25 protein-coding genes and 1 pseudogene are annotated in these 23,721 nt (G+C 71.3%); 12 read left to right on the top strand and 14 right to left on the bottom strand.

The features are described 5' to 3' along the window. Positions 1-2 precede the first annotated feature (2 nt). The gene (locus AC3AGO_RS03905; protein ID WP_487818686.1) at positions 3-590 is read left to right on the top strand and encodes a TetR/AcrR family transcriptional regulator; all 588 of its coding nucleotides are present in this window, start codon (positions 3-5) and stop codon (positions 588-590) included. Between the two features lie 6 nt (positions 591-596). Further along, positions 597-968 (top strand): DoxX family protein, encoded by a 372-nt coding sequence (locus AC3AGO_RS03900; protein WP_487818685.1) that lies wholly within the window; start codon positions 597-599, stop codon positions 966-968. Positions 969-1,066: 98 nt separating this feature from the next. On the opposite strand, the gene AC3AGO_RS03895 is transcribed toward AC3AGO_RS03900, so the two are convergent. Beyond that, positions 1,067-2,281: a beta-ketoacyl-[acyl-carrier-protein] synthase family protein gene (locus AC3AGO_RS03895; protein WP_487818684.1), complete on the bottom strand. Its 1,215-nt coding sequence runs from the start codon at positions 2,279-2,281 to the stop codon at positions 1,067-1,069. Positions 2,282-2,642: 361 nt separating this feature from the next. Further along, positions 2,643-2,756, bottom strand: a pseudogene (locus tag AC3AGO_RS03890) (oxidoreductase); the annotation flags it as partial. A gap of 74 nt (positions 2,757-2,830) precedes the next feature. Here AC3AGO_RS03890 and AC3AGO_RS03885 point away from each other — a divergent pair. After that, on the top strand, positions 2,831-3,610 hold the full coding sequence (locus tag AC3AGO_RS03885; RefSeq protein WP_487818683.1) for an NAD(P)-binding domain-containing protein: 780 nt from the start codon (positions 2,831-2,833) through the stop codon (positions 3,608-3,610). A 158-nt stretch (positions 3,611-3,768) separates the two neighbouring features. Here AC3AGO_RS03885 and AC3AGO_RS03880 read toward each other — a convergent pair whose 3' ends face one another. From AC3AGO_RS03880 to AC3AGO_RS03870, 3 genes are all read right to left on the bottom strand, one after another. Beyond that, positions 3,769-4,242 carry a nuclear transport factor 2 family protein gene (locus AC3AGO_RS03880; RefSeq protein ID WP_487818682.1) on the bottom strand — a complete coding sequence of 158 codons (474 nt, stop codon included), beginning with the start codon at positions 4,240-4,242 and terminating at the stop codon, positions 3,769-3,771. 146 nt (positions 4,243-4,388) lie between these two features. After that, positions 4,389-6,584, bottom strand: coding sequence for an FG-GAP repeat domain-containing protein (locus AC3AGO_RS03875; RefSeq protein ID WP_487818681.1), 2,196 nt, complete (start codon positions 6,582-6,584; stop codon positions 4,389-4,391). Between the two features lie 331 nt (positions 6,585-6,915). Continuing rightward, positions 6,916-7,890 carry a helix-turn-helix transcriptional regulator gene (locus AC3AGO_RS03870; protein WP_487818680.1) on the bottom strand — a complete coding sequence of 325 codons (975 nt, stop codon included), beginning with the start codon at positions 7,888-7,890 and terminating at the stop codon, positions 6,916-6,918. 105 nt (positions 7,891-7,995) lie between these two features. Between AC3AGO_RS03870 and AC3AGO_RS03865 the strand changes: the two genes are divergently transcribed. Then, positions 7,996-8,433, top strand: a complete 438-nt coding sequence (locus tag AC3AGO_RS03865) for a DUF3224 domain-containing protein (RefSeq protein WP_487818679.1) — start codon at positions 7,996-7,998, stop codon at positions 8,431-8,433. Between the two features lie 16 nt (positions 8,434-8,449). Further along, entirely contained in the window at positions 8,450-8,872 is a 423-nt protein-coding gene (locus AC3AGO_RS03860; protein ID WP_487818678.1) for a nuclear transport factor 2 family protein, read from the top strand. A gap of 134 nt (positions 8,873-9,006) precedes the next feature. Here the strand turns inward: AC3AGO_RS03860 and bla are convergent, their stop codons facing one another. Then, on the bottom strand, positions 9,007-9,939 hold the full coding sequence (bla, locus tag AC3AGO_RS03855) for a class A beta-lactamase (protein WP_487818677.1): 933 nt from the start codon (positions 9,937-9,939) through the stop codon (positions 9,007-9,009). Positions 9,940-10,045: 106 nt separating this feature from the next. Next, entirely contained in the window at positions 10,046-10,204 is a 159-nt protein-coding gene (locus AC3AGO_RS03850) for an agmatine deiminase family protein (protein WP_487818676.1), read from the bottom strand. Between the two features lie 95 nt (positions 10,205-10,299). Between AC3AGO_RS03850 and AC3AGO_RS03845 the strand changes: the two genes are divergently transcribed. Next, complete coding sequence (locus AC3AGO_RS03845; protein ID WP_487818675.1) at positions 10,300-10,893, top strand: TetR/AcrR family transcriptional regulator; 594 nt, start codon at positions 10,300-10,302, stop codon at positions 10,891-10,893. A 176-nt stretch (positions 10,894-11,069) separates the two neighbouring features. Beyond that, a complete protein-coding gene (locus AC3AGO_RS03840) occupies positions 11,070-12,206 on the top strand; it encodes an agmatine deiminase family protein (protein WP_487818674.1) in 1,137 nt (378 codons plus the stop codon). Between the two features lie 64 nt (positions 12,207-12,270). On the opposite strand, the gene AC3AGO_RS03835 is transcribed toward AC3AGO_RS03840, so the two are convergent. The 3 genes from AC3AGO_RS03835 to AC3AGO_RS03825 form a co-directional block, all read right to left on the bottom strand. Continuing rightward, complete coding sequence (locus tag AC3AGO_RS03835) at positions 12,271-12,909, bottom strand: class I SAM-dependent methyltransferase (RefSeq protein WP_487818673.1); 639 nt, start codon at positions 12,907-12,909, stop codon at positions 12,271-12,273. Between the two features lie 92 nt (positions 12,910-13,001). Then, entirely contained in the window at positions 13,002-13,544 is a 543-nt protein-coding gene (locus AC3AGO_RS03830; RefSeq protein ID WP_487818672.1) for an N-acetyltransferase family protein, read from the bottom strand. A 123-nt stretch (positions 13,545-13,667) separates the two neighbouring features. Then, on the bottom strand, positions 13,668-14,183 hold the full coding sequence (locus tag AC3AGO_RS03825; RefSeq protein ID WP_487818671.1) for a GbsR/MarR family transcriptional regulator: 516 nt from the start codon (positions 14,181-14,183) through the stop codon (positions 13,668-13,670). A 138-nt stretch (positions 14,184-14,321) separates the two neighbouring features. Here AC3AGO_RS03825 and AC3AGO_RS03820 point away from each other — a divergent pair, with 138 nt between their 5' ends. From AC3AGO_RS03820 to AC3AGO_RS03805, 4 genes are all read left to right on the top strand, one after another. Beyond that, positions 14,322-15,893 carry a GMC family oxidoreductase gene (locus tag AC3AGO_RS03820; RefSeq protein ID WP_487818670.1) on the top strand — a complete coding sequence of 524 codons (1,572 nt, stop codon included), beginning with the start codon at positions 14,322-14,324 and terminating at the stop codon, positions 15,891-15,893. Between the two features lie 63 nt (positions 15,894-15,956). After that, positions 15,957-17,384, top strand: a complete 1,428-nt coding sequence (locus AC3AGO_RS03815) for an aldehyde dehydrogenase family protein (RefSeq protein ID WP_487818669.1) — start codon at positions 15,957-15,959, stop codon at positions 17,382-17,384. Positions 17,385-17,446: 62 nt separating this feature from the next. Further along, complete coding sequence (locus AC3AGO_RS03810) at positions 17,447-18,592, top strand: amidohydrolase (RefSeq protein ID WP_487818668.1); 1,146 nt, start codon at positions 17,447-17,449, stop codon at positions 18,590-18,592. Between the two features lie 286 nt (positions 18,593-18,878). Further along, the gene (locus AC3AGO_RS03805; protein ID WP_487818667.1) at positions 18,879-19,631 is read left to right on the top strand and encodes an ANTAR domain-containing response regulator; all 753 of its coding nucleotides are present in this window, start codon (positions 18,879-18,881) and stop codon (positions 19,629-19,631) included. A 27-nt stretch (positions 19,632-19,658) separates the two neighbouring features. On the opposite strand, the gene AC3AGO_RS03800 is transcribed toward AC3AGO_RS03805, so the two are convergent. Further along, entirely contained in the window at positions 19,659-20,387 is a 729-nt protein-coding gene (locus tag AC3AGO_RS03800; protein WP_487818666.1) for a GAF and ANTAR domain-containing protein, read from the bottom strand. Between the two features lie 73 nt (positions 20,388-20,460). After that, the gene (locus tag AC3AGO_RS03795) at positions 20,461-21,210 is read right to left on the bottom strand and encodes an ANTAR domain-containing protein (RefSeq protein ID WP_487818665.1); all 750 of its coding nucleotides are present in this window, start codon (positions 21,208-21,210) and stop codon (positions 20,461-20,463) included. 344 nt (positions 21,211-21,554) lie between these two features. Between AC3AGO_RS03795 and AC3AGO_RS03790 the strand changes: the two genes are divergently transcribed. Beyond that, the gene (locus AC3AGO_RS03790) at positions 21,555-22,259 is read left to right on the top strand and encodes a GAF and ANTAR domain-containing protein (protein ID WP_487818664.1); all 705 of its coding nucleotides are present in this window, start codon (positions 21,555-21,557) and stop codon (positions 22,257-22,259) included. Positions 22,260-22,378: 119 nt separating this feature from the next. On the opposite strand, the gene AC3AGO_RS03785 is transcribed toward AC3AGO_RS03790, so the two are convergent. Together AC3AGO_RS03785 and AC3AGO_RS03780 are read right to left on the bottom strand one after the other, a co-directional pair. Then, positions 22,379-22,579 (bottom strand): hypothetical protein, encoded by a 201-nt coding sequence (locus AC3AGO_RS03785; protein ID WP_487818663.1) that lies wholly within the window; start codon positions 22,577-22,579, stop codon positions 22,379-22,381. A 143-nt stretch (positions 22,580-22,722) separates the two neighbouring features. Beyond that, positions 22,723-23,649, bottom strand: a complete 927-nt coding sequence (locus AC3AGO_RS03780; RefSeq protein ID WP_487818662.1) for a LysR family transcriptional regulator — start codon at positions 23,647-23,649, stop codon at positions 22,723-22,725. Positions 23,650-23,721 lie beyond the last annotated feature (72 nt).

Here is a 23,721-nt window from a genome sequence, read left to right as displayed (position 1 = left end):
ACATGTTCGGTGAACACGTTCAGCCAACTCGGGCCGAGCAGAAGCGACGTACCACCGCCCGCATCACGGAGGCCGCCGAACGGCTCTTCCAGGAGCAGGGCTTCCAGGGCACGACGGTGCGTCAGATCGCCGCGGAGGCAGGGGTCTCCGTAGGCGCCGTCATGGCGGTGGGCGACAAGGAGTCCCTGCTGAGCCTGGTCTACGACCAGGCCATCGCCGCCCGCATCCCCTCACCGCCGGGAGCGGAGTCCAGCACGTCCGCGGTCGACTACCTCGCCCGCTACTTCGACCCGTTCCTCGACCTGTTCGCCGCGAACGAGGACCTCGCGCGCGCCTACTTCCGGGCCCTCACCCGGGGCCGCCCCGAGAACGCGGCCCTCGGCGCACTCCGCACGCTGACCGAAGGAAATCTCACCGCCGCGATGGTGAACGCGGGAATGCCGGACGCCCGCGCCCGGCGCGGCGCGCAGGTGATGTTCGCCGGCTACCTGGGCGAGCTCATGCTGCTCGCCGCGGGAACCACCGACTTCGAGCAGGCGGCAACCAGGATCCGGCACACCGCAGAATTCGTCACCGCGGAAGAAAGCTGAATACCGATGACTCTCTCCGAACTCCCCTCTCCCGTCTGGCCGGTGCTGGCCCTGCTCGTGATCCAGGCCGGCGACGCCGCGATGATGCTCCGGCCCCCGAAGTTCATCGTCGACTGCCTGGAAGGCGTACGGTTCCCGCGCGACTGGTGGTGGGTCCTGACCGCCGCCAAGACGGCCTCCGTCGCCGGACTCCTCGTCGGCCTCTGGGTACCCGGCGTCGCCATGACGACCACCGCGGCCGTCGTCGTCTACTTCCTCGCGGCCGCCGCGGCCCACCTCCGCGCAAGGGCCCTGAACTCCACGTTCTACCTCAACTGCCTCGGCATGCTCGTACTTTCACCGGCCGTGCTCGCGGTGAGCTTCGTGCGCTTCGGCTGAGGCGGACCTCGCGACGTGGTGACCGGCCTGACGATCAGTCACGACACCACGGGTGGGCGGCAAGCGGGCCGCCGGGCATGGCGGTCAAGGTCTCGTCGTCACGTGGTGAGGACGAGGCTGACGTTGTGTCCGCCGAACCCGAACGAGTTGGCCAGCGCGGCAGACCACCGACCGGTGCGCGGCTCACCGTGCACCACGTCCAGCTCCACGCGCGGGTCGAGTTCGTCGACGTTGCGCGTGGCCGGCACCGTGCCGTCCCTGAGCGCGAACAGAGCGGCCATGGCGCCGATCGTTCCGGACGCCCCCATCGTGTGACCTGTCATCGATTTCGTCGCCGTCACCGCGGCGTGGGTGCCGAGCACACGGCCGATCGCCTCGGCCTCCGCCAGGTCACCGGACTCCGTCGACGTGGCGTGGGCATGCACGACCCCGATGTCCGCCGGGGCCAAGTCGGCGTCACGCAGCGCCAGTTCCATGGCGAAGGCCTGGCCCTCCGGGTCGGAGGCCGTGATGTGGTGCGCGCTCGAACTCACGGCGCTGCCGGCCAGCGTGCCGTAGGTACGTGCTCCACGGGCCCGGGCGAACTCGTCGCGTTCGAGCACCATCATCCCCGCGCCCTCGCCCATGACGAACCCGGACCGCCCGACGTCGAACGGGCGGGACACGGTCTCCGGATCCGCGGACTGCGTCGACAGCGCCTTCATCTGGGCGAACGCCGCGACGGTGAAGGGGTGCAGGCATGCCTCCACCCCGCCCGCGACGACCACGTCCGCCCGCCCGCCGCGGATCAGATCCTGCCCCAGGGCGAGAGCCTCGGCGCCGGACGCGCAGGCACTCACCGGAGTCCTGGCGCCTCCCTTCGCGCCCAGGTCCATGCTCACCCAGGCGGCCGGCCCGTTGGGCATCAGCATGGGGACCGCGAACGGCGACAGCCGGCGGCTCCCGGCGCGTTCGAAGACGTCGTCCTGCTCCAGCGTGGTGAGGACACCGCCGTTCCCGGTACCGATGACGACGGCGAACCGTTCCGGCTCGACCTGCGGGGCACCGGCGCTCTGCCAGGCCTCGCGTGCACTGAGGAGGGCGACCTGTTCGCCGCGGTCCAGCTTCCTGGCCTCGGCCCTCGGCAGTAGGGAGGCGGGGTCGATCGTGAGTCCTGCCGCCACGTGCACGGGCAGGTCCGCCGCCCACTCCTCCTCCAGGAAACGCACCCCCGACTTACCGTCCAGCAGCCCCGACCACGACGACGGCGCATCGGCCCCCAGCGGCGTCATCGCTCCGACGCCCGTCACCAGCACACGACCGTTATGGGTCACACGAGCCTCCATGAATTGTGTAGACACTCCATAGCGCCTGCCTTGCCTTCACGAGGATCCTGCCAGCGCTCAGCAGGCGTTTCAGGGCCGGAGCCGACCGATTCACAACCGAGAGACTGTCCAACCTCAACAATCAACCCGGCGCGACAACCGGGGCCTACTGACCGCCGCCCCTCAGCAGCGCGGCGGTCCACTCACCACGGAGGCGGACGCACCCGCCCTCGCCGCCCAGCGCTCCCGCCACCTCAGAACGCCCCGATCCCGGTGAGCTCGGCCGACAACTCCCACAGCCGCGAGGCAGCCCCACGGTCGGTCGCCCACCTTGGACTGGGCGTAGGCGAGCCAGCGGTCGTAGGAGCCGGAACGCGCCGGTGACCAGGGCGTTGGTGCCGGTCAGGTCGGTTCCGGCGAGGACGTCGTCGGCGGTGCTGTGCGCGCCGAACCCGGAGCCGATCTTCCGCTGCTGAGCAATCATGCGGAGGACGCTAGAAGTTGGAGTGCGGTCGAGGGCAAGGTAGGGCGCGGCCCGTACGTCGGGGCGGGAGCGTCTTGGAGGCAGACACGGTGAAGCGCATCGGCATGATTGGGGTGGGCAAGCTGTCCCGGGCTCTCGTGATGGGCCTGTGCGACGGTTCCGACGAACCGCCGGAGGTGTTCCTCTCCCCGCGCGGGGCCCGTACGTCCGCGGAGTTGTCCGAGCGCTACGCCAACGTACGGGTGTGCGCCGGCAATCAGGAGGTAGTGGACTGCTCCGAGACGGTCGTCGTCGCCGTGCGCCGCGTGGACCGGCATACGGCGCTCGCCGGTCTGAACGTGGCCGGCGACAAGACGGTGATCAACGTGATGTCCGGTGTCGGCAACGACGAGCTGCGCCGGATACTCGACACCGACGCCGCGTTGGTGCGGGCCATCCCGCTGCCCTCCGTACGTGAACGCCGCTCCGTCACGGTGACGTTCCCGTCCCACCCGGTGGCGGACGCGCTCTTCGAGCGGCTGGGCGGGGCACAGCCCGTCGAGGACGAGACGGCCTTCAACGTGCTCTCCGCGCTGACCGGGGCTCAGACCACCCACTACGCGTACCTGGCCGCGCTCACCTCGTGGGCCGTCGGCCACGGTATCGCCGCCGAGGACGCGGAACGCTACGTGCGCAGCCTCTTCGAGGGCGTCGGCCGCTCCCTGGGGGAGGAGCGCTCCTTGGGCGAACTCGCGGCCGAGCACGAATCGCCGAAGGGGAACAACGAACGCATCCGCACCACTTGGTTCGACCCGGCCAACTCCGAGGCGCTCACCAAGACCCTCGACGGCCTCCTCGCCGATCTGACCCGGTAGTGCTTCGCCGAGGTCTGCCTGTCTGCCTTTCGTGCTCGGCGCGGAGCATCCCGGCGGGCATGAAAACGGTGAAGTGGGCGGCCGGCGCGGAGAGTTGGCGCCTTCCCGGCGCCGCCGACCCACTTCCCCGGGCTGCTCCCTGACGGTGGCCGACGCGCTCAGTGCACAGGTTCGATGCCTTCCGGGAGTACCGGGGGCCGGCCCGTCGTCCAGATTGCCCTGATGGAGAGGCGGTTGATGCGCCAGCCTTCGGGGGTGCGGCGGAGGTCGGCCTCGCAGAAGCCGCCGACTGTGAAGACCGGTTCGGCGTCGGGGCCGCGTGCCGCGAGGGTTTCCTCGCGGTGTACGTGCGTCATCAGCGCGTTCCAGGTGGCGGTGGCGGTCTCCGCGTCCGGGGCGGCCTCGGCCAGGACGCCCGAGGCGATGTGCTGGGTGCGGTCGAATCTGCCGACCGCCTCCTCGGTGTGCCGTACCGCTTCCTCGCCCCGCACGGTGCCGATCGGGGTGACCGTCCGTACGTCGTCCGTGAAGTAGGCGCGGTGCCAGCCCTCTTCGAACTTCCGCGCGTCGAGGGCGCGGAGGAAGCGGTGGACGAGCGCGTCGATGTCGAAGTGATCCGTGTGCGTGGTCATGCACAGAGCCTCGTACTTGAACGCCACTTCAAGTCAACCCCGTCGAGCCGCGGGAGCGGGAGGAGCGGGCGTGACGGCCGCTCGGGTACGTGAACCGGGCGGCGGCGAAGCCCCGTGCCCGTGAAGTCCCCTGCCAGGGCGACGTGTTACGAGCGGGCGACCCACACGCCGTCGTCGCCGAAGCCGACGATGTCCGCCTTCCCGTCACCGGTGATGTCCGCCAGCAGCCGCGGGTGCTTCTCGACCCGCCAGCCTCCGGCGCTGTACCCGAACTGCGGCCTGACCAGCCCCGGCGTGTCGAACGTGCCGTCGTCGAGCGACCGGGCCACCCATACGCCGTCGGGGCCGAACCCGACGATGTCGGCCAGACCGCTGTCGCCGGTGGTGTCCGCCAGCAGACGCGGATGCTTGTCGACGCGCCAGCCTCCGGCCACGTAGCCGAACTGGCTGAGGACGAGCTCGGGTTCCGTGAAGGTCCCGTCGCCCATGGAGAGCGCGGTCCACACCCCGTGGTCGCCGAAGGCGACGATGTCCGCCTTGCGGTCGAGGGTGATGGTCGCCATGAAGCGCGGATGCTTGTCCACCCGCCACCCGGACTCGTAGCCCAGATTGGCGATCCTGAACTTCGGGTCCGTGAACGTGCCGTCGCCGTTGGAGAGCGCGGTCCATACACCCTGTTCGCCGAAGCCGACGATGTCCGCCTTGCCGTCGCCGGTGATGTCCGCCATAAAACGTGGATGCTTGTCCACCCGCCACCCGGACTCGTAACCGAGATCGGCGATCCTGAACTTCGGGTCCGTGAACGTGCCGTCGCCGTTGGAGAGCGCGGTCCATACACCCTGTTCGCCGAAGCCGACGATGTCCGCCTTGCCGTCGCCGGTGATGTCCGCCATGAAGCGCGGATGCTTGTCCACCCGCCACCCGGACTCGTAACCGAAGTCGGCAACCACGAACCTCGCGTCCCCGAACGTCCCGTCCCCGACGGCCAGCGCGGTCCACACACCGTGCTCACCGAAGCCGACGACGTCGTCACCGCCCGCGGCGGTCACATCCGCCAGGAAGCGGGGGTGCTTCTCCACGCGCCAGCCGGACTCGTAGCCGAGGTCGGCCACGACGCGCTGCGGCGTCCCGAAGCGGCCGCCGCCGCGTTCTCCCAGTGACAGATACACGCCGTCCTCGTAGAAGCCGAAGATGCCCGGCAGCCTGTTGGCCGTCACGCGCGCCAGTGTGCGCACGTGCCGGTCGGTCCGGTAACCCCCCTTCTCGTAGCCGAAGTTGCGCAGCAGCAGTTGCGGGGACCAGCCGAGATGCCCGGGGGTGTACTGGCAGAGCTGCAAGGTGTTGGTCTTCATGAGGCAGGGGGCGCCACCGCCGCCCGCGCACGTCTCGCAGTTGCCGTTGACGAGGCCGTAACGCCCGTGGGAACCACCGCAGTCGCAGGGGTCCGACACCGAGATGTACTCGTCGGGGCAGCCGAAGACGTGCGCGGTCTCGTGCGCGAAGACGACGTCGATGTTGTCCGGCCCGAAGGTGCCGAGGTCGTAGTCCATCACCACGCGCGTGCGGTCGACGGCGGCGTAGGCGGAGGCGAAGAGCGGGTACCTGGAGAAGAAGACGCAGTACGTCCAGCGAGTGCTGAAGCGTTTGCGGAGGGCCTCGATGTAGGAGCGGACCCCGCTCACGTCGGCCTTGTAACCGAGGGACTTCATCGCCGGGTTGCGCCAGACGGCCTCCAGCGCCTCGGCCTCCGCGGCGACGTCCGCGTCGGCGTCCGGAACCACGGTCAGTGACACGTTCTGGATGTCGTAGGTGAAGCGGATGCCCGCGACCGGATTGGTCGTGGCGAAGAAGCCCAGACCGCCCTGCACTTCGGCCACGGCCTTGACCATCTCGTCCCCGGTGAACTGCAGATCGTCCGTCGGCCCCTGCACGAAGACGATGCCGAGCGCGACGCTCCCCTCCAGGTACTCGCTGTTCGTCGAATGCGGCTGGACGTCCGAGCCCAGCCCGGAACCCGAGCGCGTACTCGCCCCCGCGACGCAACCCGGCATGTCCCAGGTCTCACCGGCCCGCGGCCGCTTCTCCTTGGCCGTGCGGTACGCGTCCGACTCCCGCAGCCGCAGCGCCGCCAGACCCAGCGCCTCGGCCTCGGTGAGCCCGTCGCGCTCACCGGGTTCCGGAGCCCCCGGACCGGCGGCGGGGCCCTCGGGTACGGCCACGATGCCGACCCGCCCGTACCGGTGCACCGTGTACCCGCCCCCGGGCCACGATGGGTCCGTGTCGCCCTGCGCGGCCTCCGGTATCAGTACCGCACGCTCGGTGACGTCGAGGATTCCGGCCATGTCGTGCCCCCATTTCCCCGTCGGCGGCCGGAAACCAGGACGTCCCTGCCTCACCCGGCACCCGACGTTCCAGGAACGCCGGCCGACCGCTGCGGCCGGGCCCTGGGCGGACCACGCGTTCGCCCCGTTCGCGAACCACGGACGCGCCTCGGCGCAGCCCCCGCGTGCTCCGCGCCCCACGCTTCTCCTGCCACCACGACCCGTCAATACGCGAAGCCGTCGCCCACCCCGGTCAACCTGCCGTACCTCTCCCGACCACCCACTCGGTGCGAAGGCCTCCTCCCGCACGGAGACCGCCCCGGCGCCCAACCCCTCGCGCCGCCACGGCCGTTCAGCGGCAGTCCGCCGCATAGCGGGTCGCAAGCGCGGCGACCGTACGGGCCATCGCGGCTCGGAGGCCGGGCGGGCCGAGGACTTCGGCTTCCGGGCCGAGGCGGAGGAGGTCGCCGACGGCGACCGCCTGGGCCTCCACGGAAAGTTCGACGTCCACCCAGCCCGCGCAGTCCGCGGGACCGGCGCCCGCCAGGGCCTGTACACCGGCCGCACCGAACAGCATCGGCAGGAGCTCCCGGGCCCGCGGCGAGACGCGGAGGCGAGCGACCCCCTGGACGAGCCGTGCCTCCAAGCGGCGGGCGGATTCCCGCCAGTGGACCGCGAGGTCGAAGCCGGCGGGACGCTCGAAGGTCTCGTCGGTGAGGCCGGCGGCCAGGATGCGGGCGATCCGGTACGTACGTACGGACTCTTCGGCGAGCGCCACCCCGTACCAGATGCCGCCCTTGAGGACGACGCCGAGCGGGCGCAGTTCGCGGTGCACCTCGCCGCGCCAGCGCCGGTAGTGGACCCGCAGCACCCGCTGCTCCCACACCGCTTGGGCGAAGGGTGCGAGGTGGGGCACCGGGTCGGCGTCGCGGAACCAGGCGGGCGCGTCCAGGTGGAAGCGGTCCTGCATCTGCCGGGTGCGGTCGGCCAGTTCGGCCGGCAAGGCGGCCTGGACCTTGAGCTGAGCCGTCGTCAGTACCGGGCCGAGGCCCAGGTCTTGGGCCGGGCCCGGCGCTCCGGCGAGGAAGAGGGAGCCGGCCTCGGCGTCGGTGAGACCGGTCAGCCGGGTGCGGTAGCCGTCCATGAGCCGGTAGCCGCCGCACGGTCCGCGATCCGCGGCCACCGGCACGCCCGACGCGCCGAGCGCCTCGACGTCCCGGTAGACGGTACGGACGGACACCTCCAGTTCGGCGGCGAGTTCGGGCGCGGTCATCCGGCCGCGGTTCTGGAGCAGCAGAAGCAGGGAGACAAGCCGGTCGGCACGCATGGAGACCATTGTCCGCCCGTACCTGACAGAAGATGTCAGGTACGGGCGACAGGCTCGTCACGCACCGCACGGAAGGAGCCGTGCGGGCGGAGCGAGAGGACGCCCATGACCACGCGAACCAGCGGCCACTTCACGTACGCCAACTGGCAGGAGCACACCGTCACTCCGGAGGGCGCGGACGTGAAACTCGCGCACGCCTCCGTCACCAACGCCTTCGCCGGCGGCATCACGGCGGACGGGACCAGCTGCGAGTACAGCATCGTCTACGTCACGGACAAGACCGGCACGTTCACGGGCATGGAGGTGCTGTCCGGCAGCCTCGACGGGCGCGAGGGAACCTTCGCCGTGGAGGAGCGCGGCCGGTTCGAAGCCGACGGGAGCGTGTACTGCGCCTTTGAGGTCGTGCCCGGGTCCGGTACGGGCGGCTTGGCCGCGCTTGCCGGGGCCGGCAGCTTTACCGCCCGGCACGGTGAACCGTCCGTCGCGTACACCTTCGACTACGAGCTGGCCGGAACAATCGTCCAAGACGCCGGCGCGCGGTGACGGTGAGAGTGGGGCCATGAGCCCCAGCATCGACATCGTCCACAACGCCTTCCGGGTACTCGCCGGCGGCGACCCCGAGCAGATCTCCGCGGTCCTCACCGAGGATGCCGAATGGCTCTCGCCCCTTGGGAACGCCACAGCCGTCGCCCTCAAGACGACCCATCACATGGTGGGCAGCAAGGCGATCGTGCGCTTCTTCGCCGAGGAACTGCCCCGCCTGTTCGTACGGGACCTCGCCGTCGGCTTCCACGGGTCCCACACCGACGGTGAGCGGGTGACCGTGGAGGCGACCATGACGGCGACGCTCGCCGACGGCGGCCACTACAGCAACGATTACTGCTTCGTGTTCGAACTCCGGGACGGGCTGATCCACCGGATACGCGAATACGTGGACACAGCCCGCGGACACCGCATGATCACGGAGGAAGTCGCCCAGTAGAGACCCCGGACCGAGCCGGACCGGTGACGGTCACCAGCGGTACACCCCCGCGAGAAGCCCCAACTGGCCTGCGTGAACGGCGAATTGACGCCCTCGCCGTTCACCGCCGCGCAGTGACTGGTTCAACCCGCCTGTCAGGCCAGCGCCTTGGCCAGAAGGGTGGCCGTCCTGGCGACCAGGGGATTGTCCGTGGGGCCCGCCGGGTCGTACTTGGTGGACAGGACGGACAGCATCAGCGGCGGCCCGTCGGCGGGCCAGGCGACACCGACGTCGTTGGCGACGCCGTACTGCTTGCCGCCGCCGGTCTTGTCCGCGACGGTCCAGCCGTCGGGCAGGCCCGCACCGAACCGTTCAGCGTTCGTCGAGTTCTCCACCAGCCAGCGCACCAGCCGCTTGCGGTCGGGGGAGGGGAGCGCCTTGCCGAGGGCGAGACGCGCGTAAGTGGTGCCGATCGCACGGGGGCTGGTCGTGTCGGTCACCCGCCACGGCTCGGCCGAATTGAGCTCCGGCTCCCACCGGTCGAGGCGCGTGACAGGGTCGCCGAGGGTGCGGCAGAAGCGGGTGATGGCCTGCGGCCCGCCGAGTTCGCGCAGCAGGAGATTGCCGGCCGTGTTGTCGCTGTGGCTGACGGTGGCGGCGCACAACTCCTCTACCGTCAGGCCGTTGGCAATGTTCTCGGGCTTCCCGGTGACCGGGGTGTGGCCCTTGCCGTCCACGTCCTGCTGCGTGTAGCGGACGCGGCGGGCGAGGAATTCGCCGTGCAGGTCGAGGTCGCGCAGTACGGCCGCCGCGGCGAGCGTCTTGAACACCGAACACATCGGGAAGCGTTCATCGGCGCGGTAGAGCACGGTGGCGCCGGTGGCCGCGTTACGGGCGAACACGCCCAGCCGCGCGTCGTACTCCTGCTCCAGCGCCTTCAACTGCCGGGTCAGATCTGTCGTACGGCGGGCCGGACGGGGCTCGGCGGCGGAGGCGGCGGCCCCAGCGGTCACGGCGGCCAGCGCGGTGCCCGCGCCGAGCGTCAGCGCCACACGCCGCGACGTCGTACGTGCTCTTGCCGTCTCCACAAATCGCCTTCTCTCTCCCGCGGGACCACAGTTTTGATCAAGACGCGGGAGCCGCGCCGAACAGTTCCACCCGGGGAAGCCGACTCCGAGCCGGGAGAGGTCACGGTCACCGCGTCTGCCGGGGGAGCTGCTGGGTGACGCAGTGGACGCCGCCGCCACGGAAGGCGAGGGTGGGCGCGAGGACGGGGACCACCCTGCGCTCGGGCATGGCCCCGGCGAGAACGGCCGTCGCGTCCCGGTCCCGGGGCAGACCGGCGACGGGCACTGACCGAAATTCCAGTCAAGAGACGAGGCGTGGCCGGATCCGCGGCGCGGTGAGCAAGAATGGCTCCCGGTAACCGTCAGGGAGGAAGACTTCGGGTGTCAGATCGCCGGCGCACGATTCTGGAGGCGGCCGTACGGACCATCGCCCGCTCGGGCGTTCGCGGCCTGCGGGTGGAGGAAGTCGCGTCCGAGGCCGGTGTCTCCACGTCGCTGCTCTACTACCACTTCAAGGACCGGGCCGGACTCGTGCGCCGCACCCTGGAGTTCGTCAACGAGCGCGCCGGAGACTCCACCGATCCCGCCGCGGCCCAGGACAAGAGCCCGCGCGGCACGCTCGAACACCGGCTCCTGGCGGAGCTGCAGGACTCGCCCGTCGTCCGCGAGGACTCCACCGCGTGGGGCGAGATGCGTGCGGCCGCCGTCTTCGAACCGGACCTCCAGTCCACCCTCGCCCACTCCACTCACGTGTGGGTCGAGGAGATCACCGAAGCCATCAAGGCATCCCAACTGGACGGTCAGGCCCGGGCGGACAGCGACCCTCACGCGGCGGCCGAGCGCCTGACCTCACTTGTCGAAGGGCTCAGCGAGCGGTGGCTCAGCGGTTCGCTCGCCCAGGACCGCGCCGTGTCCCTGCTGCGTGGAGCCATCGACATGGAACTCGGCCCCTCGTCGCCATCGGCCACGCCGTAACCAGTCAGGCCACGCCGTAGCCAGTCAGACCACGGCGCTGTACGGCGTACCGAGCCGCATGCGTCCCCTGTCCGCCGCGCCCGGCAGGGGGCTGACGCTGTCAGTGATCCATTCGCGACCCGGCCTGTTCTCGCCTAGTCTCGGTCCTGACTAAATTTTCAGTCAGGGGAGCGATCATGCGTATATCCCGGCGGCAGAGCCTCCGGGCGGGGCTCACTGCCGCGCTCGGAGCCGCAGGTCTGAGCGCCTGCGCGACGGGCGAGAGCAGCCGCGGGCAGGCGGCCCCGCGGACTCGGCCGACGCTGCCGGCTCCGGGGGACTGGCGGATGCCGGACGAGTCGCATCCGCACGAGCTCACGTACATGGCCTGGCCCACCCGCCGGATCTGGAAGTCGGACCTCGGCGGCGTGTGTGACGACATCGCGGGCATCGCGCGGGCCGTCGCGGAGTTCGAGCCCGTGACCCTCCTGGCCAACGAGCAGGACGTCAGGGCCGCCCGACGTGCGTGCGGGGCGGGCGTGACGGTCGTACCCACCCCCGTGGACGACCTGTGGCTGCGCGACACCGGGCCGAACTTCGTCCTGGGCGCGCGGGGAATCGCCGGTGTCGATCTCAACTTCAACGGCTGGGGCGGCAAGCAGACACACGACCGGGACGGCGACGTCGCGGCCGCCGTCCTGCGCGGCAGGCACATCAAGCGCATCCAGGCGCCGGTCACGGGGGAAGGCGGCGGCATCGAAGTCGACGGCCAGGGAACGTTGTTGGCGACCGAGAGCTGCTGGGTCAACGGCAACCGCAACCCCGGAAAGTCCCGTGAGGACGTCGAGCACGCGATGAAGGCCCTCCTCGGCGTCTCCACCGTGATCTGGGTGAAGGGCGCCAAGGGGCACGACATCACGGACTGTCACATCGACGCCCTGGCGCGGTTCGCCGAGCCCGGAGTCGTCGTCATGAGCACTCCGCCCCGGGACGCCCCGCAGGACGTATGGAAAACCGCCTACCAGCAGGCACGCGGCGTCCTGGAGGAAGCACGCGACGCCCGCGGGAAGCCCCTGGAGATCGTCCAACTGCCGGAAGCAACCGACCTGCGCGGCCACGGGGAGGACTTCCTGGCGAGCTACGTGAACTACTACGTGTGCAACGGCGGCGTCGTCATCCCGCGCTTCGGCGACACGCGGTCGGACAAGAACGCGGCGTCCCTCGTACGAGAGCTGTACCCGGGACGTGAGGTCGTGCAGGTCCGGGTCGACACCCTCGGTGAGGGTGGGGGCGGCATCCACTGCTCCACCCAGCAGCTCCCCAAGGCCGCCTGAGGCCCCGGCGGGCGCGGAAGTGGCGTGCCCTTGTTGGGTGTTGGCGCCCGCCGAGGGTCCGCGGTCACGGGAGGCGCAGCAGCAGGTGGCCGCGGCGGAAGCGTTCTTCCTCCAGGGGCTCGCGGAGCATGCGGCCGACTTCGACGAACCCGGCCTCGGCGGTCAGCCGGGCGAGGTCGTCGACCGGCCAGCGGTAGGCGGTCGTCACCTTGTGGTCGAACGCCGTGACCGGCTCGCCCTCGGACTCGAAGAAGGCGAGCAGCAGATGGCCGCCGGGCGCGAGGACCCGGCGGAACTCGGCGACGTACGAGGGGACGTCCTCGGGCGGGGCGTGGATGACCGAATACCAGGACAGGATGCCGTTCAGTGCGCCGTCGGCCAGGTCCAGCGCGTCCATGGAGCCGACCTCGAACCGCAGGTCCGGATACGCCGCACGGGCGAGGTCGATCATCACCGGCGACAGATCGATGCCGAAGGCGTCCAGCCCCAACTCGCGGAGATGCGCGGTCCCTTGACCGGGCCCGCACCCCAGATCGGCGACCGGCCCGGAACCCGCGCCCCGTACGTGCTCGGCGAACGCGGCGAGCACCGCACGGTCCAGCGGAAGCGCGTCGAGCGCGTTGCGGGCCAAGTCGGCGTAGAGGACGGCGACGGCTCCATAGGCGTCCGCTGTCGCGTCGAGGTGCGAGGAAGTGTCGGTCATGGTCAGGACCCTAGAAGCTCCCACTGACACTCCGCCGCCGGACCGCCGGGCCGCCGGACCTGCCCGACGGGCTCCGGGGGCTGGGGTGTCCCTCACGACGTCTCCAGGAACATGAGAATTTCGTCGCGGTCGTCACCCTCGGACAGCCGGAGCGCACCGGGCCAGCGGCCGATCTCCTTCCACCCGAGCCGGCCGTAGAAGTCTTCGAGTCCCACGCCGGCTCGCGCGGCCAAGTGCAGCTGTTCCAGGCGCATTTCCTCGCGGGCGATCCTGCGCACTTCTTCCATCAGCGTGGCCCCGATTCCGTGCCCCCGCACCTCGGGGCGGGTCTGTGCGTGGTGCAGCGTGCCCCAGTGCGCGATGAGCGCGAACGGGTCGCGGCGTACGTTCAGCCAGCCCACGACCTGCTCACCGGCCGACGCCACCACGAGCCGGCAGGTCTCCGGGGCGAGACGTCCGACGAGGGCGTCCACGGCCGGGCCGGCGTGCTCCGCGCCGATCGGAGGGAAGGGGAAACCAGCCGCGCCGCCGGCGTTGGTGACCTCTGTCCAGCAGTCGACGAGTTCCTGTCTCAACTGCGGTGTGACGTCGGCCGGTTCGACGGCCTGGCGGAGCGTGACAGCAGCACTGTTCATGCGGGAATCCTCGCAAGCCCCACTGACAACGCCCCACGACGCGAGCCCCGTTGAGCCCCACGACGCGAGCCTCCGTACGGCGCGGTGCCGAGCCGGTCGGTGCGGGAAGAGCCCCGGACCGGTTCACGCCTGAGGGCGGCGTTTCTCCCAGCTCGCGGTGTACTCCTCCAGCAGTGTCTCCAGGCGGCCCGTCATGAAGCGGTAGTACGCGCGCATCTCGTGGAGTCGCTCGCGCTGCGGGTCCGGCATGGTGGCGGCGGATTCCTGGGCGTGTTCGGCCAGTTCGCGCAGGCGGGTGGTGGAGTCCAGGACGTGCTGGAGGCAGCCGACCCAGGCGTCGTCGCGCCAGCGGTAGACGTACTGGCGCTGTCCGGGCTCCTTGAAGCGCTCGACGGTGCCGTGGGCGAGGAGCAGTCGGGTCATCTCCGAGACCGACCCCTTGCTGGCGCCCAGCGCGTCCTGGAGCTGGGCGGAGGTGAGGGGTTCCTCGCTGAGCATCAGCATTCCCGCTGCCCGGCCGGCCATCGGGGGCCAGCCCATGGCCCGGCCGATGTGGGTGCCGAACTCTTCGACGAGCGCGTCGTGCACCTCGCCGCTGCCGTCGGCCGCCGTGGGCACGGAGTCTCCCGGTGCGGACACGGAGCCTCCCGAAAAGTCAGTGAAAAATGAACGTTCAGTCTTGACTGAACTATACGGCGGGGTGGACAGTACCAGCTCAGAGCGCACCGCACCGGTACACCGAACAGTGACTCAGCACTCTACGGCGGGAGTCGGGACATGAAGAGCAGCGGCTGGGACCTCATCGTCGTGGGGGCGGGGTCGGCGGGCGCCGCGCTCGCGGTCCGTGCGGCCGAGAAGGGTGAGCGGGTGCTGGTGCTGGAGGCCGGCCCCGACTACCGCTCGGCGCAGATGCACGAGGCGTGGCGTTCGCCCAATCCGGCGCTGGCGCTGATGGATCCGGCCGCGGCCGAGGGTCTGGTCTGGCCGGACCTGAACGCGGCGCGCACCGACAAGCAGCAGCAGGCGCCCTATTGGCGCGGCCGCGGCGTGGGCGGCAGCTCGTCGGTCAACGGACAGATCGCGATCCGGCCGCCGATGGAGGACTTCGAGGAGTGGGCCGCGGCCGGATGCGCGGGCTGGTCGCCGCTGGAGGTGCTGCCCTTCTTCGCGAAGCTGGAGGACGACGAGGAGTACGGCGACGCGCCGCACCACGGCCGCGGCGGGCCCACGCCCATCCACCGCACCCCGCAAGCGGATTGGGGTGCCGTCGACACCGCGCTGTGCCGCGCCGCACTCGCCGCCGGTCACGCCTGGCAGCCGGACGTCAACGAGCCCTGGACCAGTGGAGTCTCGCCGTACCCCATCAACTCCCGTGACGGGCGGCGGGTCTCGGTCAACGACGCCTATCTGGAAGGCGCCCGGGAACGGGACAACCTCACGGTGCGCGGCGGCGCGCTGGTGGACCGGGTGCTGTTCGAGGGCAACCGGGCGGTCGGCGTCCAGTACGTCCTCGACGGCCAACTGGTCATCGAGCACGCGAATTCGGTGGTCCTCAGCGCCGGCGTCATCCACTCCCCGGCCATCCTGCTGCGCTCCGGGCTGGGCCCCGCGGACCATCTGCGCTCCCTGGGCATCGAGATACTGCACGACCTGCCCGTCGGGCGCGGCATGCAGGACCACGCCATGACGATGGTGTCGCTGCCGCTCCGCGAGGAGGCCGGCGTCACCTCGCCGCACGCCCGGCACACCAACGTGTGCGTACGGTGGACCAGCGGGTCCGGCGCCCCCGAGCACGACCTGATGTTCGTGTCGATGAACCAGAACGTGCTGGCCATGGCCGCCGCCGAGACCGGTGCGCAGTCCGGGGCCCTCGGCGTATGGCTCAACCAGGCGTTCTCCCGCGGCGAGTTGACCCTGGCCTCCACCGCGCCGGACGCACACCCCGTGGTCCACCAGCGGATGCTCTCCGACGAACGGGACGCCGCCCGGCTGCGGTTGGGCGTACGGGCCCTCGTCGACCTGGCGCGCGGCGACGAGGTGGCGGCCATCAGCCGCGACGGGCTGGAGAGCGAGAACGCGGCACTGTTCGCCGCGCTGGAGAGCGACAGCGCGCTGGACGACCACCTCCTGGCCACCGTCGTGGACGCACAGCACGGCACCAGCACCTGCCGCATGGGCGCGATCGACGACCCCGACGCGGTCGTCGACAGCGCCTGCCGCGTCCGCGGTACGGACGGACTGCGGGTGATCGACGCCTCCGTGTTCCCGTCGGTGCCCCGGGCCAACACCAACCTGGCCACGATCATGCTGGGTGAGCTCATGGCCGAACGGCTCGACGGGACCTCCTGACCGCTCGCTCCATCGCCCGCCCGACTGCCTGCCGCCCGACTCCCGTACTGGAAGGAGCTCTTCATGACGAAGACGCTGCGGAATCTGATCGGCGGCAGCTGGGAGGACACCCACGGCGACGCCCTGCTCGACGTCGTCAACCCGGCCACCGAGCAGATCGTCGCCCGCGCCCCCGGCGGCGCGCCCGAGGACGTCGAGCGGGCGGTGACCGCCGCGGAGCGGGCGCAGCCGGCCTGGGCGGCGCTGACGGTCGCCGAACGCGTCGCGCACCTGCACGCCTGGGCCGACGTCATCGCCGAACACGGCGCGGAACTGGCCGAGTTGGAGTGCCGCGAGATGGGCAAGCCGGTCGGGACGGGCCGCATGTTCCTCGACGGCGCGGTGGCCGGCCTCAAGGCCGCGGCCGACCAGGCGCTCGACTACCCCTTCCAGCGGACGCTGGAGGGGCCCGGCGGCAGTGAGACCCGCATCGTGCGGCACCCGTTGGGCGCCACCGCAGTGATCACGCCGTGGAACTTCCCGCTGCCCATGGTGCTCGGAGCCCTCGGCCCGCTCCTGGCGGCGGGCAACACCGTGGTCCTCAAGCCCTCGGAGCGCTCACCCCTGTCGACGGTGCGGCTGCTGGAACTGCTGACGCTGCCGCCGGGCGTGGTCAACCTGGTGCTCGGTGACGGGCGAGCCGGGGCGCCGCTCGCCGGACACGAGCGCATCCGGCTCGTGCACTTCACCGGCTCCGTCCAGGCCGGCCGCACGGTCGGGGCCGCCGCGGGGGAGCGGCTCCACCGTGCGGTCCTCGAACTGGGCGGCAAGGACCCGGTCGTCGTGGACGCGGGCGTCGACGTGCGGGTCACGGCCGAGGCCGTCGCCTTCGGCGCGTTCCTCAACACCGGCCAGATCTGCACCTCCATGGAGCGGATCTACGTCCACCAGGACATCGCCGAGGAGTTCACCGACGCGCTGGCGAAGGCCGCGGACACCTACACGACGGGCGACGGCCACGACGAGAACACCGTGCTGGGCCCGCTGGTCGACGCGCGGCAACGCGCCACCGTCCAGCGGCATGTGGCCGACGCCGTCGAACGCGGGGCGACGCTGCGCGCCGGGGGAGTGACCCCGCCCGGCACCGGCTTCTTCTATCCCGCCACCGTCCTCACCGGCGTCGACGAGTCGATGCTCGTCATGACCGAGGAGACGTTCGGACCGCTCGCGCCGGTCGCTGTGGTGGCCGACTTCGCCGAGGGTCTCGCACGCGCCGCCGACTCGCGCTACGGCCTCGCCGCCACCGTCTACACCAGCGACCCCGACCACATCGCCGCGGCCGCCCGACTGCCCGCCGGCGTCGTATGGATCAACCAGTGGCAAGGCGGCGGCCCCGAGCGGCTCTACGAACCGGCCGGCGACAGCGGCATGGGCGCCACCGGCGCCACCGCGGCCTACGACGCCGCCACCCGCCCCGCGTCCGTACACATCGCAGCGCCCAACTCCGCGTAAAACGCGCACAGTTGGCCCATCAGCCCCCGACTGTCGCGTACCCCACGCATCCCGAGGACACCATGAACGTCACGCAGGCCAAGGACGCCCTCGCCGTGCAACAGCGCCCCCGCGAGCGCGCCTTGCTGGAGCTGTCCCACCGCATCCACGCCCACCCGGAGCTCGCCTTCGAGGAAGTGCGGGCCAGTGCCTGGGTGGCCGAGATGCTCGGCGAGGGCGGCTTCACCGTCGAGCACGGCTGCTACGGGCTGCCCACCGCCGTACGCGCCACCGTCGGTTCGGGCCCGGTGCACATCGGGATCTGCGCCGAGTACGACGCGCTGCCCGACATCGGCCACGCCTGCGGGCACAACATCATCGCCGCGGCCGCGGTGGGTGCCGGGCTCGCCCTCGCCCCGCTCGCCGACGACCTCGGCCTGACCGTCACGGTTTTCGGCACCCCGGGCGAAGAAGGCGGCGGCGGAAAGGTGCTGATGCTGGAACGGGGCGCGTTCGAGGGGCTGGACGCCGCGATGATGGTGCACCCGGCAGCCGTGGAGATGGCCGCCATGCCGCTCGCGGCGATCTCCATGTTCGACGTCGCCTACCGCGGCACCCCCGCCCACGCCGGCGCCTACCCGCACCTGGGCGTGAACGCCGCCGACGCGATGACCGTGGCCCAGGTGTCCATCGGCCTGCTGCGTCAGCAGACCAGCGGCGCGGACCGGATCCAGGGCATCGTCACCGAAGCCGGCACCGCGCCCAACGTGATCCCCGACGCCAGCCGCGGGCGCTGGGTCGTACGCGCGGAGACGCAGGAGGCGCTCGCGCCGCTGAAGGCCCGGGTGGAGCGCTGCTTCGAGGCCGGGGCGCTGGCCACCGGATGCGAGCTGACCAACACACCGGCCGGGCCCGATTACGCCGATCTGCGCCATGACCCCGGCATACTCGCGCTGTACCGGGCCAACGCCGAGGCGCTCGGCCGTACTTTCCCCGACCTTCCCGCCGGCGCGGCCGTCGGCGCCGCCACCGACATGGGCAACGTCTCCCACCACGTGCCCACCATCCACCCCATGCTCGGCCTCGACTGCGCGCCCGCGGCCAACCACCAGCCGGAATTCACCGCGGCCTGCGTCACCGCGACGGCCGACCGCGCCGTTCTCGACGGTGCCCTCGCCCTGGCCCGGACCGCCGCCGACCTCGCCGCGGCACCGCCCCGGGCGGCGTGAACCCCCGGCACGAACTGCCGTACCGGTACCCCGAAGTGGGCGCGGCCACCATGAAAGGGGGGTGTTACGTGTGGCCGATATCCGTCTGTCGCCCGCTTCTCGATGCGGAGGCCCTCTGGGCGTGCTCCGGTCACCGTGTCAGGATGAACAGTTCAGGCTCGTCATCAACTCTCTGAGGCAGGGCGGCTGCTGACCGCGGCAAGTCTCCGTGCGGCTGCCACAACGCAGTCGCGCCACGCTTGCGGGCGGCGCGGGGGCTCGGTAGGCCCCTGCGGGATGGAGCATCATGTCCGGCGACCTGCCGTCGGAGGGGCAGCAGCTCATCGACCTGCTGCTGGCGACGTACACGCTGGAGGAGTTTCTCGAAGCGCTGACCGTACGGGCCTTGGACGACACCCCGGCCGCTCACGGCTGCAGCGTCACGGTGCGCCGGGGAGGGAATTACACCACCGTCGCGAACGCGGGGTGCGGCCCCCGGGCGCTGGAGGGGCGGACGTATGTCGGCCAGGACGGCCCCTGCCGGCAGGCCCTGGGGGAGGGCCGCGAGATCGTGGTGTCCGACCTGCTCGACGACAGACGGTGGGGGCCGTACCCGCCGCTGGCCGCCGCGCTCGGCAGCCGCTCCGTCGTCGCCCTGCCCCTGATCCCGTCCAGCCGTTCCGCGGGGCACACGGACACAGCGGGTGCGCTGACCCTGTACGCGGATGTCCCCGACGGTTTCGCGGGCACCGACCTGGTCCCGTTGCGCGCGCTCGCCTGTCAGGCTGCCGGGGCGATCGCGCTCGCCCAACGCCTGGACGAATACCAGCAGTTCGCCACCGACCTGCAGTCCGCCATACGGTCGCGGGCCCATATCGACCAGGCCATCGGCGTCGTCATGGCGCAGCGCAAGTGTTCTTCCGACGACGCCCTCGCGATCCTGCGCAAGGCCTCCCAGAACAGCAACAGGAAGCTGCGCGAGGTGTGTCTGGAGCTGCTGACCGGCCTCGCCGGCCGCCCGCCGGCCCCCGCCGAAGTCACACCGCGCGCCCGTTGCTGACCCCGCCGGCCGCACGTGCCCCGCGGGTCAGCCACCCGTCTCCTGGACGCCGGCCTCCTCCGGCTGCCCGCCGGCCAGGACCGTACGGGCCACATCGGTCAACCGGCGTCCGCTCAGGGCGGCGTGATGGCGCATCAGCGTCAGCGCGGAGTGCACATCGATGTCCCGGCAGGCGGCCAGCACCCCGCTGGCCTGTTCGATGGTGATGCGGCTGTGCAGTGCGGTGCGCAGCTGCGTGGTGATGTGCTGCTCGGAGCGCAGCGGCCGGTCGTGGAGGATGCCGAGCGAGGCCGCGTTCGCCAGCGTCTGGGCGACGCGCACATCGGCGGGCGGCACCGTCGTACCGGTGGTGCGCAGCAACAGCAGGCAGCCGAGGGTGTGATGGTGCAGCCGCAGGGGCGCCGCGGTGGCGGATCTGTAGCCGCTCCGGCGTGCTTGTGCGGTGAAAGCCGGCCACCTGCCGGTCTCCGCGAGATCGGCATACGCGAGGGGTGACGCGCTGCGGTAGCACTCCAGGGCGGGCCCCTCCCACTGGCTGATCGCCAGCAGGTCGCCCAGCGCCGGCGGTACGCCGAACGGTGCGGCAAGCTGCAGGCCGTCGTGCGGCGTGCCGATCAGCAGTGCGGTGGCGGCCACGTCCAGCAGTTCCCTGCAGCGGTTGGTGAGCCGGTGGAGGTAGTCGACGACGTCGAAGTCGTCGACCAGGGTGTCGGCCACGTCCACGAGCGTGTCGGCCAGGCGCTGTTCACGGTCCATGGGGCGCTTCCTCGGAACACAGGGAAGGAGCACGGGGTCGGGGACTGGGGGCGGGGATTCCCGCGGCGGCCGGCTACGGAGGCGAGGGCCCCGGGTCCGCAGGCAGGGTCAGACCATGATGGACGATGTCGCGTGCCACGTCACAGACGGGCCGTCCTTCACTGAAGGCGAAGGCGCGCAGACGCAGCAGGGCGGTCGCCAGCGGGACCCGCAGCGCGGTGCTGAGCATCCCGGTGGCCTGGTGGATCTCCGTACGGTGCAGATCGAGCACGTCGGCCTCGTGCGCGGGTACGTGCACGCCCGCCAGGACGATCGGGCCGCTGAGCAGATAGCCGGTCAACGAGTCGGCGAGCGACAGGGCCTGCTCGGTTGCCTGTTCACACGGCGGCCAGGGGGTGGTCCGGTACGCGGTCAGTGCGCCGAGATGCAGCGCGCCCCACTGCAGCGGTACGCACAGCAGGCCGCGTACGCCCAACTCGAGCGCGCCGGGCACGAACACCGGCCAGCGCTCCGGGGCGAGGCGGCGTACGTCGGAGACCAGGCTCAACTGGCCGTCGCGCGAGGCATCGGTGGCCGGGCCCTCCCCGAGGGTGAACTCCAGGTCGTCCAGCAGCGCACTGATCTCGCCACTGCAGCACACCACTTCGGGATCCGCCCCGCGCACCCGCAGCGTGACGGCGATCCCCTCGGCCCCCAGCACCTGCGCACAGCGTCCGGCCCACTCCGTGGCCAGGTGTTTGTCCGCCCACAACTCCCGCACCAGGTCCGCAACCGTCACGGCGCCCTGGCGGGCGTCGCCTCCCGCCCCTGCGTCTGCGTGCATATGCCCAGTCTCCGCTCCCTGCCCTACAGAACAAGACGCCTGCGCCACCCGGTCGGGGTGCGCGGGTGCGTCCTTGCGCCCTCACGTGTCCCGCGCGTGCCTCAGGGTTGGGCGTTCCTTGAACAAGCCGCAGGAGTGCCCGCTGCCGGCTTGGGCATCAGCATGGACGAGATTTGCGCCCGGCTGTGCCGTCATACTCGTCTCCGTCAGGGCAAGTTGACCGAGCCGGCCGGACGGGTCGCTGGAGGAGGCTCCGCCATTTTGTTGAACGGTCTGCACGACGCGCCCGGCCTGTGCCGTACCGGGCGCCGCTCTCTGTCTCTGTCTGCGCGAAGGCGGCTCCCGTGTCCGGCGCCGAGCTGACCCAGCTTCTCGCCCGGCTCCGGCAGGCCGCGGCCGCCGGCGACGGGTTGCACACGGCCTCTCCCGCGACTCTCGCCCACCTGCTCGGCCTCGACTCCCTGACCCTCAGCATGGCCTCCGCACCCGACGGGCTCGAACTGCTGTGGGCCGACCCGGCGGACAAGCTCGGCCGGACCATGGAGGACCTGCAGTACACCCTCGGCGAGGGGCCCACCGTCGAGGCAGCCCGTACCGGACGCACCGTCAGCGTGCCCGACGTGAGCGCCGCTTCGGCCCGATGGGTCGCCCTCGGCCCGGACACCGGTCGCACGGAGGCCCGTGCCGCCATCGCCACCCCGTTGCAGTGCGGCCCTCTCACCACCGGCGTCCTCACCGGCTACCGCACGACGCCCACCAGCTTCTCGCCCGAGTGGACGCACGGCTTCCACGCGGTGGCCCGCGTCGCGCTCCGTCTGCTCGTGCAGACCCCGCCCCACAGCATGGACGGCCCCGCCCCGCGGCCGAGCCCCGTGGACCTGCACCGCGCCGAAGTGCACCAGGCCATCGGCTTCTTGAGTGTCCAGCTGCGCGTGCCCGTCGATGAGGCCATGCTGCGCCTGCGTACCCACGCATGGCGTGACGGCCGCCCCCTGCGCGAGGTCGCCGACGACATCCTCACCGGCCGCCTCTCCCTCCACCCGAACTGACAGCTCCCCCGCCTGACGGCCCGCCAGGGAAGTGCGTCACCTCCTGTACGCGGCCGGGCATGCGGAACGCCCCGTCGCCGGGTGGGCGACGGGGCGTTCGTGGGCACTGTTCCCTGCGGTCAGTCGAGCACCACGTCGCCGTAGCCGACGGAGCCGCCCAGGGAGTGCTCCTGGCCGATGTACGGCCCGGACTGGGAAGCCCACTGCTCCTGGGAGCTCGCCACGTTGTCGTCGTTGCCGATGGCGGCGGCGGAGCCCGCCGAGCCGAGCAGGGCGGTGGCGGCCAGGGCCGCGGCAGTAATGGCAGTGCGCATGCGCATGTGTTTCTCCTCCGTGGGTCGGGGCGCCGGAAGCGGCGCTTCCCTCAACCTGCGCAGATACGCCACGTCTGACCACTCGGCGGAGTCCGATCGGGTCTGGTCCGGGTGACGGGCGCGGTTGTCGACCGCTTTCTGAGTGGTGGTCAGGAGGGGGAATTGCGGGGGAGCTTCTCCATGAAGGTGGCGGCGTCGACCTGTTGGGCGATGTCGGCGAGGGCGCGCGCCATGACCGAGCCCGGCTCCCGCGCGGAGATCACCAGGCCGATGAGTGCCGTATGGGTGGGCTCGACCAGCGGCAGGGCCCGCATGTCGTGGGGGACGCCGATGACGTGCAGCCAGGCGTGCGGCACGATGCTGGCCCACTGGCCGGTGCGGACGTGGGAGAGGAGAGCGGCCACCGAGTCCGTCTCGACGCGCGCGGTGGGCCGTAGCCCGGCCTGGGCGAAGACCTCGTCCAGTACGCGGCGCCCCTGCATGGCCGGGTTCAGCAGACACAGCGGAAGCCGGCTGGCTTCCGTCCAGGTGGCGGTGGTGTGGTGGGCCGGAGTGTCGGCGGTGTTGGTCAGCAGGGCGTAGCGCTCCTCGTAGAGCGGTACGGAGTGGAAGGTGTCCGTGACGTCCGTGCCGAGATAGGTGATTCCGGCGTCGAGTTCGAAGTTCTGCAACTGCCGCAGCATGTCTTTCGAGCGCATGTTCGCCATGACCTCGACGGACACCAGAGGGTGCGCGGTGCAGAACGGATCGGTCAGCAACGCGGCGGCGCTGGAGGCGGTCGGCACCGTACCGATGCGCAGGCGGCCGCTGAGCCCGGTGCGCAGCGCGCCCACCTCGTCGGTGAGGGCGTCGCGGTCGGCGAGGATGCGCTGCGCCCACACCAGGATGCGTTCGCCCTCGGGGGTGAGGCCCTCGTAGGCGCGGTCGCGGCGCACCAGCGGGACGTCCAGCTCGTCTTCCAGTTTCCGGATCGCTTCGGACAGCGCGGGCTGGGAGATGTGGCAGGCCTGCGCGGCGCGGGCGAAGTGGCGTTCGCGGGCGAGCGCGACCAGGTATTCGAGCTGGCGAAAGAGCATGTGTCTCTCCGGTGCGGCCGGCCGCACGGGCCGGCGGGTGGGCAGGGGAGTGGTGCCGGGACCATCGTGCCC

Source organism: Streptomyces sp. BL1 (genome assembly GCF_057628045.1).
Note: the sequence above shows the minus strand (reverse complement) of the source record. Positions and strands in the feature narration are given on the sequence as shown.